The following is a 13,359-nucleotide window of genomic DNA, read 5'->3' on the forward strand; positions in this document are numbered from 1 at the left end:
CTGGGGACGGGCCGCGTCAAGGCTGCCCCTCTCCGCCACGGCGGTGCTGGTGGACCGGAGCCACCAGAAGGCTGAGCAGGAACAGCAGGGCGACGGTCGCGGCGGTGCCCGCCCGGGCCGCCGTCCACCGGCCGTTCATCGGGTGATGGTCCATTGCTGTTCGGTACCTCCGCGGTAGGTCGACTGGACGACGGCGGCGCCGTCGGTGGTAGCGGCGTTGGCGACGGTGAGCGCCTTGCCGGAACTCCTGTTGATGATCTTGAAGTTCGTGCCGACCGGGATGACGCTCCACAGTTGGTTCGCACCGCCGTGGTACGTCCACTGCACGACGTTCGTCCCGTCGGCCGTGGAGGAGCCGGGCACGTCCAGCGCCTTGCCGCTGCTGCGGTTGACGATGCGGTGGTAGCCGCCGCCGGCCTCGACGAGCGTCCAGCGCTGATGTGCCGCATCGTTGCCCGACCACTGGATGGCGTTCGCGCCCTCCCCGCTGCCCGCCGGCACTTCGAGCACCTTGGCGCTGTTGCGGTTGACCACGCGGTGTTCGGTCGCCGGGTCGAACACCGCGGCCGGGGTCGCCGCCCGGGACACCTCGACCTTGTCCGCCGTGACCGCTGTACCGGACGAGCTGCCGTCTTTGCTGTTCAGCACCCGCACCTTGAGGACGTGCGGGCCCTGCGCGAGCTGTCCACTGGTGAAGACCATCGCCTGGTCCACCCGGGTCGGGGAGTACAGGTCGACAACCGTCTCCGGGCCACCGTCGATCGAGACGCCCGCCCGGCCGTGGTTCGCCGCCCGGGCGGCGAAGAGCTTGATCTTGTTGCCGGTGAACCGCACCTGGTAGGCGCTGTCGAGCGTGCTGCTGTAGTGGTCGTCGCGTTGGAACTGCTGGCTGCCGTTGGCCCCGTAGGACCACGTGCCCGCGTAGCTGAACTGGTTGTCGCCGGTCCCCGTGGTGTTGTCGTTGACCTGGACCACGCTCGGCACGCCCGGGGCGTCCCCGATCGCGTCCACCCGGGCGAAGTACGCCTCCACGGTGCTCGACCGGGGGCCGCCCCACAGGCGCTCCGCCACGACCTCGGTCGGCCGCTTCGCGTACTGGTCGAACCACTCGTCGGTCTGGTACTCCACGGCGTCCGACCAGCGGGCCATCTGGTACCCGTTGACCTTGGCGTTCTGGTCCGGCGCCCAGCTCTCGTAGACGTTCTTGGTGTTGACGTAGAGGTTCAGGCCCGGAGTCACGTACAGGGTGCTCTCCGGCACGCCGACCACCGTGTAACCCAGGTTGTAGAAGTAGTTCAGCGACCCGGTGTACGGCGTGAGCACGATGGTGGTCGCCGGCTTGATGCTGGTCTGCTGGCCGTTCGTCTCCCACCAGTTCCACAGCTGGGCCGTCTTGCCGTACGAGCGCACCTTGTCGTTCATCAGGTTCATGAACTCGGTGAAGACGTCACCGGGGTACGGGAAGCCGCGCGCCTGCGCGTAGCTGACCAGCTCGGGGCAGGAGTTCTTGGCGGCGTCGGTCTGGTACTCGTCGCCGCCGATGTGGAAGTAGGGGCCGTCGAACAGTGGGACGAACTCCGACAGCAGGTTCATCACGAACGTCCGGGCGTTGTCCTTTGTCAGGTTCAGCGTCCAGCCGCCCCTCTCACCGCCCGGCCAGGGCGCGTAGTCCATCGACGGGCAGGAGAACCGCATGGTCGGGTCGTAGGTCGTCATCGCCGTGGCGTGCCCCGGCAGGTCGATCTCGGGAACGATGGTGATGTGGTACCGCTTGGCGACGTCCTGCAACCGGCGCAGGTCCGCCTTGCTGTAGGACTGCGCCGAGGCCAGACCGGGGTACCGGTCGCTGCGCAGCCGGAAGCCGTTCCACTCGGTGAGGTGCAGGCGCAGCGTGTTCAGGCGTAGCCACGCCATCCGGCGGAGCAGGTTCTCGAGGTAGTCCATCTCGTAGAAGTGCCGGCCGACATCGAGCATCACTCCCCGGTCCCGGAACTGCGGGTAGTCCCGGATGGTGCCCGTCGGCACTGTCGTCCTCGTCGCGCTCTGTTTGATCATTTGCAGCAGGGTCTGGGTGCCGTAGTACACGCCGGCCGCCGCGTTCGCGCGGATCACGATGGTCGGGCCGGCGGTCAGCAGGTAGCCCTGATCCCCGATGCCGGCGTCGGTGTTCGCCAGGGTGAGCAGGATGTCGCCGGCCCCGGGCGTCGCCGACGAGACGACAGGTACGTCTGCGCCGCTGATCGCGCCGAGGTCGACGCGCAGCGCCGTCGCGGCTGGTGACAACTGGGCGGCGTGTGCCGGGTCGAGCAGGATCCGGGACGACGGGGCCAGCGTCCAGACGCCGGTCCCTCCGGTCCACTCCCGGACGCTCGGCGCGACCTGGGGCGTCGGGTTGGCCGCCCGCGCCGCCGACGGGACACCGAGCCCCACGCCGGCCAGCACTGAGGCGAGGAGGAGAGGAAGAAGCCGCTTGTGGGAGGAGAACACGGTCACGTACCCCCGATCGTTCAGAGCGGAAGGAGATCCTTGACGTTGCCCTGCAACAGGGGCGCGGTGCCGCTGTTGGACTGCGTGCCGACCAGGTGCACCGGGACGGTGCCGGCGCAGGTGACGGCGAGGTTGGAGAGCGTGCACCCGGAGAGCAGCCACCGGGTGCCGAGCAGGTTCGTGGCGCGGATGTCGCTGTACCAGAGGGTGTTGCCGGTAAAAGTCGGTGGCAGGACACCGTCGACGACAACGCCGGTTCCCGGGTTACGCTCGACCCCGCCGATCGGGAACGACAGGGCGGTGCTCCACCGCACCGGGACGCCACCGTTGCTGTGGTTGACGGTGTTGCCGGTCAGGCTGCCGTGCCCCCAGTTGTCACTGGCGAGTGCCCCGTACGGGCTGGTCTGGGCGAACGAGTAGTACGCGCCGTAGCAGCCGACGACGACGTTGCCGTTGATCGTCCAGTTCCCCGACGAGTTCCAGATCGCGAGCCGGCACGAGGTGAAGCTGTTCGCGGTCAACTGCGAGTACTCACTGCGGTCGGCCAGCGAGGCACCGAAGTAGCAGCGGTGGAAGGCGTTGCCGCTCACCTTGAGCCGGTAGCCGAAGTAGTCGTCCGCCGCCGATCCGGTGATCGCCAGGCCGGCACCGCGCCAGTTCGTGAAGTCGCAGTCCAGGATCCGTACGCCGGTGCTGCGGCTGATCCGGACGGCGACGTGCGCGAACTGTGGAGCGGAGCCGACAGGGCTGGCCTGGCGTCCGAGGAAGTGGACGCCGCTGATGGTGACGCCGCTGCGGCCCACGATGGACAGCGCGCTGCTCTGGTCGTCGGGGACGGTGACGGTCGCGCCGTTGCCGACGATGAGGCAACGGTCGGGCAGGGCGGCCGGCGCGGAGAGGGTGTACGTGGCGCCGGGCGCGAGCTGCACCTGAGGCGTACGGGCCAGGACGGCGTTCCAGTCGTCGGAGACCCCGAGCACCGGCAGGGATGTCGAGGCGGTCACGGCGTCGGCGCGGCCGGGCGGGACGACGGCGGCGAGGGCGCCGGCGGCGCCCGCCAGCGCGACCGCGCGGCGGGGGAGGCGTGTGGTCATAGATGTCCTTCGGACAGTGGGGAATGTCCTACGTCAGATGTCGGACGAACTTACGAGCGATATCGACGCCCGTCAAGAGAGCGGTTCCCTGCCCCGGCGGCCGTCCCGCGTCGCCGCCCGGCCTTCGGTTCGGTGGCGACCCGTGCAAGTTGATGCAAAATTCCTGCCCGGTCGGAGCCCTCTGCGCCGGGGCTGCCCGAACGCCGTGACGCTCTCCCGATGTGGTGCCCGTATTGGAGGTGACGGTGTTGGAGTGCTCACGGCCGACCTTGACGCCGCCGGGGCCAGATCCTAGGGTCTGCAACATCCTGATTGATTCTGGCATCTGGATGTCACGAAAGATCATGCGTGCTCGTATGGTTGGCATCTTCCGGAAGAGGCGGACATGAAACGAGACCTGAATGGCGGTCCGCCGGAGTCCCGGGCGCGCGGCGACCTGATCATCTCGGTGGCGCTCAATCCGGCCCTGGACGTCACCTACACCGTGCCCGACCTGGTGCCGGACACCTCCCATCGGGTGACGGACGTGGTGTCCCGTGCCGGAGGCAAGGGCCTGAACGTCGCCCGGGTCCTGCGGCAGCTGGGCGCCGAGACGATGGTCCTCGGCCTGGCCGGTGGCGCCGCCGGCGAGCGGATCGAGGCCGAGTTGGCGACGGCCGGCGTACCGGCGCGATTCACCCGCCTCGACACGGAGACCCGCCGGACGGTGACCGTCCTCGGGCGAGGCACGGCGACAGTCCTCAACGAACCGGGGCCGCGCGTCACCGCCGCCCAGTGGGAGTCGTTCCGGGAGCAGTTCGCCGAGCGGGTCCGGGCGGCACGGGTGGTGGTGCTCTCCGGCAGCCGGCCACCGGGTGTCCCCGAGACCGCGTACCGCGATCTCGTCACCATCGCCAGGGCCGGCGGGGCCCAGACCATCGTGGACACCGACGGTGCCGCGCTGCGGCACGCGCTGGCCGCCGCGCCGACGCTGGTGAAACCCAACGTCCACGAGGCGGCGGAGCTGCTCGGCCGCCCGGTGCGCACCCGCGACGACGCCGTGCGGGTGGCGCACCGGCTCGTCCGGCTCGGTGCCGTCGCCGGAGTCGTCTCCCGTGGCGCGGACGGCTTCGTGGCGGTCAACGGCGGGGCCGCCTACAGCGCCCGCGCGCCCGAACGGATGGCCGGCAACCCGACCGGTGCCGGTGACGCCCTCGCGGCCGTGCTCGCGTACGGGCTGCTCACCCGCACGCCCTGGCGGGACGTCCTCGCCCGAGGCGCGGCCGTCTCGGCGGCCGCCGTCGCCTGCCGGTGGGCCGGCGAGTACGACGCCGTCGTGGCTTCCCGGCTGCTGCCCGGAACCACTGTCGAACACCTGGAAGAGCACCGCACCGACAGAGAGCAGGAATCGTGTCGCACGTCGCCGCCGAGATAACCTCCCAGCCCGAGACGTGGCGTCGCGCCGTGGATCTGGTCGCCCGACCGGGCGTGGCGCAGGCACTGCCCCAGCCCGGCGAACGGGTCGCCGTGGTGGGCTGCGGCACCTCGTACTTCATGGCCCAGAGTTTCGCGGCGCTGCGGGAGTCGGCGGGCCAGGGGGAGACCGACGCCTTCGCCGCCTCGGAATTCCCCGCCGGGCGACGCTATGACCGAGTCGTCGCCATCACCCGTTCCGGCACCACCACCGAGGTGATCCGACTCCTTGAGCAGCTGCCGCCCGGCAGCCGCTCGACAGTGCTCACCACCGACGCCGACCGGCCGGTGACCCGGCTGGTGAGCGACTGCGTCGTCCTCGACTTCGCCGACGAGCAGTCGGTGGTGCAGACCCGCTTCGCCACGACCGCGCTCGCCCTCTGGCGCGCCGGCCTCGGTGCGGACCTGACCGAGACGATCGACCAGGCGCGGACCCAGCTCGGCACGCCACTGGACCCGGCCGTTGTCGGTCGGGACCAGTTCACCTTCCTCGGCACCGGCTGGACGGTGGGCGTGGCGCACGAGGCCGCCCTCAAACTGCGCGAGGCGGCACAGATGTGGGCCGAGTCGTACCCGGCGATGGAGTTCCGGCACGGTCCGATCAGCGTGGTGGACCACCGGTCCGTGGTCTGGATCTTCGGGCCGGTGGCGCCGGGCCTCCTCGACGACCTGGCCCCCACCGGGGCGATCGTGGTGCACGAGGACATCGACGCCATGGCGCACCTCACGACCGCACAGCGGCTCGCTGTCGAGCTCGCGGCGCGTCGCGGTCTGCATCCGGACCAGCCCCGGCTGCTCACCCGGTCCGTCGTCCTCACCGCGCCGGTCGCCTGAGGCCGCTGATGACCCTCGTACCCACCGCCGACCTGGTGGCGGCGGCCAAGGCGGCCGGTACCGGCGTGCTCGCGTTCAACGTGATCACGATCGAGTACGCCCAGGCCATCGCCACCGCGGCGGAGCGGGCCGGCCGACCGGCGATCCTGCAGATCAGTCAGAACGCCGCGCGCTACCACTCCGGCGTGTCGGCCATCGCCGCGGCGACGGCCGAGGTCGCCTGGCTGTCCGGCGCCACCCTGTCGCTGCACCTGGACCACGTCGACGACACGACCCTGCTGGAGCGGGCGCCCGACGCCGGCTTCAGCTCCGTGATGGTCGACGCGTCAGCGCTGCCGTACGCCGCCAACGTGGCGGCCACCCGCAAGGCGACCGAGTGGGCGCACGACCACCGGTTGTGGGTGGAGGCCGAACTCGGCTACGTCGGCGGTAAACCGGACGCCCCGGCCAGCGCGCACACCGCCGGGGTCCGCACCGACCCGGCCGAGGCCGCCCGCTACGTCGCCGAGACCGGCGTCGACGCGCTGGCGGTCGCGGTGGGCAGTTCGCACGCGATGGCCGACCGGACCGCCTCGCTGGATCTCGACCTGGTGGCCGCGATCCGCGAGGCCGTGCCGGTGCCGCTGGTCCTGCACGGCTCCTCCGGGGTGCCGCTGGAGCAGATCCGCGCCGCTGTCGGTCACGGCATGGTGAAAATCAATGTTGGTACCGCCCTCAACGTGGCGTTCACCGACGCGGTCCGTGGCGTCCTGCCGCACTCCCGCGACCCGCGCCGGTATCTCGCTGCCGGCCGGGACGCGGTGACCGAGGCTGTGCAGCGGCTGCTCACGCTGCTGCCCGAAGCGTCGTAGCCGCTGCCCCTCGGGGGCTACGCGGGGAAGGTCGGTGCGGGCTCGGACAGGTTGAGCCGCAACGCGGCCGCGACGGCGCCCAGGGCACCGCCCTCGTCGCCGAACTGGGCCGGCACGACGTCCAGGCGGCGGGTGTGCCGGGGCATCGCCAGCTCGGCGATCGCCGCGCGGACCGGTCCGAGCACCACCTCGCCGGCGTGGGCCAGGGTGCCGCCGATGGCCACCTTGCCCGGATCCAACTGCACCACCATCCCGGACAGGACGCGACCGAGCATCGTCGCGGCGTGCCGCACCACGTCCTGCACGGTCGGCTCGCCGGCGAGTGCCCGGGCCACCAGGTCGGCCGGGTCCGCGACTGGCACACCACGGCGGGCGCACTGCTCGATGAGCGCCGACGGACGGATCAGCAGTTCCAGGCAACCGCGACCACCGCAGGGACAGGGGTCCCCGTCGGGGTCGACGCTGACGTGGCCGATCTCGCCGGCCGCGCCGTTCGCACCCCGGGCGAGTCGGCCGTCGACGATGAGCCCGCCACCGACGCCGTCACTCCACCGGACGTAGATGGCGTCCCGCACGTCCCGGGTCGCTCCCCAGGTGCCCTCGGCCAGCGCGGCCAACCGCGAGTTGTTGTCGGTGACAACGGCGACGCCGTACCGGTCCTGGATGCGTGTGCTGACCTGCTTCGCGGCCACCGACGGGCTGCGGCCGCCCGCGGGGCGCTCCCGGCCGGCCACCAGGCCGGGCAGGCCGAGGCCGATCGCCTCCAGCGCGCGCAGATCGATGTCGTGTTCCTGCACGAGGTCGTCGATCAGCTTGATCGCGGCGTTGGCGCGCCGGGCCGGCCCCGCCGCCAGCGTGATGGGGCGGCTGCCCCGGGCCAGGATGTCGTGCCCCAGGGTGGCGACGATGACGGTGATCGTCACCCGTCCGAGGTCGATGCCGATGATCCGGCCGGCGGACGGATTGAGGCTGACGGTCGTGGACGGCCGTCCCCGACCCCGCTGGCCGGACAGCGCCGGTTCCCGCTCGACGACCACACCGCGGGCGATGAGGTCGCCGATGATGTCGAACAGGGTGGTGCGGGACAGCCCGGTCAGCCGGATGAGGTCGGCCCGACTGAGCGGGCCGGCGCTGCGGAGCTGGGCCAGCAGCGCCTCCGTGTGCGCCAGCCGCACACGTTGCATGGCATCCGGACGTTCGATCACGGCACCATCATGACCGACGCCTGCTCTCGGGTGTCGTCGCGGCAACGTAACCCGCGGAGGCCGGCGCCGCCCCCCCGGCGGCGCCGGCCTGCGGTCAGTTGGCGCGGACGGTGACGGTCAGCGCCGCCTGGACCGGGGCCAGCCCGGCCGAGCGCACCGACAACGTCCCGGTGTACGTCCCGGCCGAACCGAACGTGCGCCGGGACACGACGGTGAACGCGCTGTTGATCTGCATCGCCGGGATGCTCGGCTCGCGCGTCGCGGTCGGCGTCAACGCCTCCACGCGTCCGTCACTCCAGGTGACCGTGGCTGCCAGGTCGGTGCTGCGCAGCCCGGGGGCGGTGACCGTCCAGGTGGCGCCGACCGGTGCGCCGACGACGACGGCGGCGGACCGGCCGATCGCCTGTTTGCGCCACGCCACGTCGGCCGTGGGGAAGAAGTTGACCCCCTCGACCGTCAACCGCCCGCCGGCCACCGACAGCCGGGTGGTGAAGTCGGCGTAGTTGCGCTGCCCCTGCGGCGTCCACCCCACCTCGGCGGTGGCGATCAGGCGCGGGAAGCTGTAGTACTGCGCCTGGCCGACCCGGCGGATGAACTCGCCCCACAGGGCCGACTCGACCCCGAGCACGCTGGTCTCGGCGATGTTCGGGATGAAGGTGCCCGGGTCCCAGTTGTAGTGCCGGTCAAGCCCGCACGGCCCACCGCAGGCCCACGAGCCGCCGAGTGGTTGGCGGGAATCCTGCTTCTGTGGCACGTACGTGTGGGCGGCGGGGGAGAGGACGACCCGGGCGCCGCGGCCGGTCACCGCGTTGCTCACCGCCGTGCGGTCACCGTTCCAGTACTGCACCACGGCGTTGTCGCGGGGCAGCGCCGTGCCGGCGTACTCGTTCCAGCCGACCACCGTCTTGCCGAGCGACGCGACGGTAGCGGTGAAGGCGTCGACCATCGTGGTGTAGTTCGCGTGGCTGGTCACGTGCGCCTCGTCGCCGCCGATGTGCAGGTACGGCCCCGGCGTCATGGCGGCGATCTGGGTCAGCACCTGCGTGACGAACTCGTACGTCGTCGCGCTGGCCGAGTCGAGCGTCGAGTAGCCGACGTTGCCGGTGCCGTTGGCCGGTGCGGTCTGCTGGCCGGGCGCCGGCTTGGGCTGGGCGCCGGCCGTGTTGAGCTGGGGGATGGCGTGCAGCGCCGCGTTGGTGTGCCCCGGCATGTCGATCTCCGGGATGACCGTCATGCCGTTCAGGCCCGCGTAGCGCACGATCTCGGCGTAGTCGGCCCTGGTGTAGAAGCCGGTGATGCCCAGCTCGGTGCCCATCAGTTGACCGCTGTCGTTGTAGGTCATGGCGGTGCGCCCGCTGACCGAGGTGAGCCGGCCGTAGTCGATGCCCGCCGGGTTGCTGGTCGGGTTGTCGATGGCGATCCGCCAGCCCTGGTCGTCGGTCAGGTGCAGGTGCAGACGATTGATCTTGTATTGCGCCGCGCTGTCGATGTACGCCTTGACCTCGTTCACCGGATAGAAGCTGCGGGCGACGTCGAGCATCATCGCGCGGTGGGCGAAGCGCGGGTAGTCGGAGATCGTCACCGCCGGCACCGTCCACGCGGTGTTCACGACGGTGTCGGACTCCACCCACTGGGGCAGGAGCTGGCGCAGCGTCTGCACCCCGTTGAGCGCGCCGTTGGCCGTGTCGGCGCTGATCCGGACCGTGCCGGTGGTGACGACGAGCCGGTATCCCTCGGCGGCGTGCCCGACCGGACCCTTGCCGGCCCCCACGTCGACGACGATGGGCGCGGGCGCGGTGCTCTGGGTGACCACCGGCAGGGCGTACCCGGTGGCGGGGCGGAGCAGCCCGGCGAGGTAGGTGGCGGGCGCGGTGGCCTGCGATCCGACCGCGACGACCGGCGTGTTCGGGTTCAGCGTGTACGGCGTGCCGCCGTTCTCCGCGAGCGACACCGGTTTGGGCAGCAGGCCCAGTGAGGGTGCCGGCGGGGGTGCGGTGCTGTCCCAGATCTCGAACTCGGAGATCGAGTAGCCGTAGGCGGCCCACCGTTGGTGCCCCTGCATCCGTACGTAGGACACCGGCTGGGCCGAGTTCACCGCGATGACGTCCGTGCGGGGGCAGGTGTCGCGCTGTAGGCGGGTGACGGTGGTCCAGGCGGCGCCGTCGGTCGAGGTCTGTAGGGAGAAGTCACGGGCGCACGCGTTGGGCCACGTCAGCACCACGTGGTCGACCCGGGCGGCGGACGCCAGGCGTACCTGGACCCAGTTGTCGTCCTGGTACTTCGAGGACCAGCGGGTGTTGCGGTCGCCGTCGTTGACGCGCGTGGCGACGAAGTCGGCGCGGTCGAGTTCGACGCTCGACGCGGTGGCGGTGCCGGTGCGGGCCAGGTTCACCGGCGCGGCCATGGCTGCGCTGCCGGACGTGAGCGGCGCGAGCAGCGACGCGGCGATCACCAGGGCGAGCTTCGCCGCGGCCAAGCGGCGTCTGGATCCGGTGGTGTGGGGGGAGCGCGGAATCGACATGGGACTCCTCTGTCCGTCGCCCGGTTCGCCGGGGGACTGGTTGCTCGGGTACGCCGCAGTCTGCTGACGCCGTCCAATTTAGTCAATGCCCCGGACATAAACCGGCGGCCCGGTCCGGTCGTGGCCGGGCGTTGTCAGGCGGCCCGGCCACCCCTAGGCTGCCGGCCAGACATCGGACATCTTATGAACTGCCGCACCGCTCCCAGCTCGGGCTTTTTAGTCCGAAGGGTTGACATGAATAGTGCCGTCGCCAAAGATTCGCTTACCTTCAGCGCCGCCGACCGGAGAGGAGCCCCATGTCCGAGCTGGGCTACGGAGCACCACCGTGGCGATAGACGTGCACCAGTCCCCACCCCGAGGTCCGGAAACCACCCCTGCGACGTCGCCGCCGCGCCGCGCCGTGCCGCTGCTGGTGTGGAACGTGCTCGCCGTCGCACTGGGCGTCGGCATCTGGACCGTGCTGGCCCGGATCGGGGTCTCGGGCCTTCCCGGGCCGCAGGAGGTCGCCGTCCGCGCCGGTGAGCTGACCATGGACGGCACCCTGCTCGACGACAGCCTGGCCAGCCTGCGCCGGGTGCTCATCGGCTTCGCGCTCGGCAGCGCACTCGCCATCCCGGTCGGCTTCCTCATGGGCTGGTACCGGACCGCGCGCGGGCTGATCGAGCCCTACGTGCAGTTCTTTCGCACCATCCCGCCGCTGGCCGTCATCCCGCTGGCCATCCTGCTCATGGGCATCGGGGAGACCCCGAAGATCTTCGTCATCTTCCTCGCCGCGTTCCTGTCCTGCGTCGTGTCGACGTTCCAGGGAGTGGTGAGCGTCGACAGCACCATGATCAACGCCGCCCGGGTGCTCGGCGCCAACGACGCCGTGGTGTTCCGCCGGGTCGTCGTCCCCGCGTCCACCCCGTTCATCCTGGTCGGCATGCGCGTCGGCCTCGGCGCGGCGTGGGCGACACTGGTCGCCGCCGAGTTGATCGCCGCCCAGGAAGGCCTCGGCTACCGGATGCAGCAGGCGCAGATCTACTACGACCTGCCGAGCATCTTCGTCGGCCTGATCACCATCGGCGTGCTCGGCCTGCTCATGGATCGGCTCCTGCTCGCCGCCGAGAAGCGCCTCACCGGATGGCAGGAACGCCGATGACCGAGAAGATCTCCTTCCGCGCCACCACCCGCACGTTCGAGGTGGGCGGCAAACCGTTCCACGCGCTGCGCGAGGTCGACCTGGACATCGCCGACCGCGAGTTCGTCACAGTGGTCGGCCCGTCCGGCTGCGGCAAGTCGACACTGATGAACATCGCCGCCGGCCTGGTCGAACCCACCAGCGGTGAGGTGCTCGTCGACTCACGACCGGTGCGGGGGCCCAGCCCGGAACGCGGCGTCATCTTCCAGCAGTACGCGCTGTTCCCCTGGCTGACGGTCCGCGAGAATGTCGAGTTCGGTCTCCGGATCGCCAAGGTCGGGCGGGCACAACGGCGAGCGCGGGCGCAGCACTTCATCGACCTGGTGGGTCTCAGCGACTTCGCCGACGCGCTGCCCCGGATGCTCTCCGGTGGCATGCGGCAGCGGTGCGCCATCGCCCGCGCGTACGCCGTCGACCCCGGCGTCCTGCTCATGGACGAACCCTTCGGCGCCCTCGACGCCCTCACCCGGGTGCAGATGCAGGACCAACTGCTGGACACCTGGGGCACCGAGCGCCGAACGGTCATGTTCATCACCCACGACGTCGACGAGGCCGTCTACCTCGCCAACCGGGTCGTCGTCATGGCCGCCCGTCCGGGTCGGGTGCACGAGGTCATCGACGTCGACCTGCCGTACCCGCGAACCGAAGCGGTCCGTCTCTCCCCGGAATTCTCCCGGATCCGCAATCGGGTCTGGCGCGCCGTCTACCACCAGACCCCTCAGGAAGGTGCATCCCGATGAGCCCTCTCTCCCGTCGCGCCGTGCTGGCCGGCATCGCCGGTCTCGGCGCCACCACGGCCCTCGCCGCCTGCGGCGACGACCAGTCCGGATCCGGCGGCTCCGCCAGCGAACCGGTGAAGCTCGGCTACATCGCCGACTTCACCGGCGCGAGCCTCATGGCGATCGCCGACGACAAGAAGCTGTGGGACAAGCACGGGCTCAAGCCGGACCTGAAGGTCTTCACCAACGGTCCCCTTCAGGTGCAGGCGCTCGGCGCCGGAGACCTCGACTTCGGCTACCTGGGCCCGGGTGCGATGTGGCTGCCGGCCTCCGGCAAGGCCCGGGTCATCGCCATCAACTCGCTCGGCTTCGCCGACCGGGTCATCGCCAAGCCGGGCATCACCTCCGTCGCCGCTCTCAAGGGCAAGAAGGTCGGCGTGCCGGAGGGCACCTCCGGCGACATGATCGTCCGGTTGGCCCTGCGGCGCGCCGGGCTCTCCATCGACGACGTGGAGAAGGTCACGATGGACGCCAGCACGGTGGTCACCGCGTTCGGGTCCGGCCAGATCGACGCGGCCGGCATCTGGTACCCCTTGATCGGCACCATCAAGAAGCGGGTGCCGGACCTGATCGAGCTGGCCAAGAACGAGGACTTCTACCCCGACATCAGCTTTCCGTCCGCCTACGTCGGGCGCAACGACGTGGTGACCGGCAAGCCGGAGCTGGTCAAGAAGGTGCTCGCGGTGCTGCGCGCCGCCAACGACGAGCGGGCTGCCGACGTGGACCGTGCCGTCGAGGTGACCGCGAAGTTCCTCAAGTCGGCACCGGTCGATCAGCTGCGCGCCGAAGCCACCAACGCCCGGTTCCTGCCCTCGGCGGAACTCGCCGCCAAGTCCACCGACGGCACCGTCGCGGGCTGGCTCACCGGCCTCAACGGTCTGTTCAAGGACCTGGGCAAGCTGCCGAACGTGGTCGACCCGAGCGCCTACTACGACGCCGCCGCGTACGCGTCCTGA

Annotated in this window: 11 protein-coding genes; 6 read left to right on the forward strand and 5 right to left on the reverse strand. The window is 70.8% G+C overall.

Annotated features, from left to right (window positions below; all coding sequences use genetic code 11):
- Window positions 1–16: 16 nt before the first annotated feature.
- Genes QSK15_RS09630 through QSK15_RS09640 form a run of 3 tightly spaced genes read right to left on the reverse strand, consistent with a single transcriptional unit; the run spans window position 17 to window position 3,581 of the window.
- Complete coding sequence (locus QSK15_RS09630; protein ID WP_285793815.1) at window positions 17–139, reverse strand: hypothetical protein; 123 nt, start codon at window positions 137–139, stop codon at window positions 17–19.
- Window positions 136–2,493, reverse strand: coding sequence for a family 20 glycosylhydrolase (locus QSK15_RS09635; RefSeq protein WP_285793816.1), 2,358 nt, complete (start codon window positions 2,491–2,493; stop codon window positions 136–138). The genes QSK15_RS09630 and QSK15_RS09635 overlap by 4 nt, the downstream gene beginning before the upstream one ends.
- Before the next feature lie 14 nt (window positions 2,494–2,507).
- The gene (locus QSK15_RS09640; protein ID WP_285793817.1) at window positions 2,508–3,581 is read right to left on the reverse strand and encodes a right-handed parallel beta-helix repeat-containing protein; all 1,074 of its coding nucleotides are present in this window, start codon (window positions 3,579–3,581) and stop codon (window positions 2,508–2,510) included.
- Between the two features lie 385 nt (window positions 3,582–3,966).
- On the opposite strand from QSK15_RS09640, the gene QSK15_RS09645 reads away from it, so the two are divergent.
- From QSK15_RS09645 to QSK15_RS09655, 3 genes are read left to right on the forward strand one after another with little or no spacing between them, the layout of a single operon-like run.
- On the forward strand, window positions 3,967–4,995 hold the full coding sequence (locus QSK15_RS09645) for a 1-phosphofructokinase family hexose kinase (RefSeq protein WP_285793818.1): 1,029 nt from the start codon (window positions 3,967–3,969) through the stop codon (window positions 4,993–4,995).
- The gene (locus QSK15_RS09650) at window positions 4,971–5,867 is read left to right on the forward strand and encodes an SIS domain-containing protein (RefSeq protein ID WP_285793819.1); all 897 of its coding nucleotides are present in this window, start codon (window positions 4,971–4,973) and stop codon (window positions 5,865–5,867) included. The genes QSK15_RS09645 and QSK15_RS09650 overlap by 25 nt, the downstream gene beginning before the upstream one ends.
- Before the next feature lie 8 nt (window positions 5,868–5,875).
- Window positions 5,876–6,718, forward strand: a complete 843-nt coding sequence (locus tag QSK15_RS09655; RefSeq protein ID WP_285793820.1) for a class II fructose-bisphosphate aldolase — start codon at window positions 5,876–5,878, stop codon at window positions 6,716–6,718.
- A 17-nt stretch (window positions 6,719–6,735) separates the two neighbouring features.
- On the opposite strand, the gene QSK15_RS09660 is transcribed toward QSK15_RS09655, so the two are convergent.
- Both QSK15_RS09660 and QSK15_RS09665 read right to left on the reverse strand, forming a co-directional pair.
- Window positions 6,736–7,923 (reverse strand): ROK family transcriptional regulator, encoded by a 1,188-nt coding sequence (locus QSK15_RS09660; protein WP_285793821.1) that lies wholly within the window; start codon window positions 7,921–7,923, stop codon window positions 6,736–6,738.
- Between the two features lie 94 nt (window positions 7,924–8,017).
- On the reverse strand, window positions 8,018–10,444 hold the full coding sequence (locus QSK15_RS09665) for a family 20 glycosylhydrolase (protein WP_285793822.1): 2,427 nt from the start codon (window positions 10,442–10,444) through the stop codon (window positions 8,018–8,020).
- Window positions 10,445–10,769: 325 nt separating this feature from the next.
- On the opposite strand from QSK15_RS09665, the gene QSK15_RS09670 reads away from it, so the two are divergent.
- Genes QSK15_RS09670 through QSK15_RS09680 form a run of 3 tightly spaced genes read left to right on the forward strand, consistent with a single transcriptional unit; the run spans window position 10,770 to window position 13,359 of the window.
- Window positions 10,770–11,585: an ABC transporter permease gene (locus tag QSK15_RS09670; RefSeq protein WP_285793823.1), complete on the forward strand. Its 816-nt coding sequence runs from the start codon at window positions 10,770–10,772 to the stop codon at window positions 11,583–11,585.
- Window positions 11,582–12,364, forward strand: coding sequence for an ABC transporter ATP-binding protein (locus tag QSK15_RS09675; RefSeq protein WP_285793824.1), 783 nt, complete (start codon window positions 11,582–11,584; stop codon window positions 12,362–12,364). The genes QSK15_RS09670 and QSK15_RS09675 overlap by 4 nt, the downstream gene beginning before the upstream one ends.
- A complete protein-coding gene (locus QSK15_RS09680; RefSeq protein ID WP_285793825.1) occupies window positions 12,361–13,359 on the forward strand; it encodes an aliphatic sulfonate ABC transporter substrate-binding protein in 999 nt (332 codons plus the stop codon). Before QSK15_RS09675 ends, QSK15_RS09680 begins: the two co-directional genes overlap by 4 nt.

Source organism: Micromonospora sp. NBRC 107095, assembly GCF_030269705.1.
GTDB classification, from domain to species: Bacteria; Actinomycetota; Actinomycetes; order Mycobacteriales; family Micromonosporaceae; genus Micromonospora; species Micromonospora parva.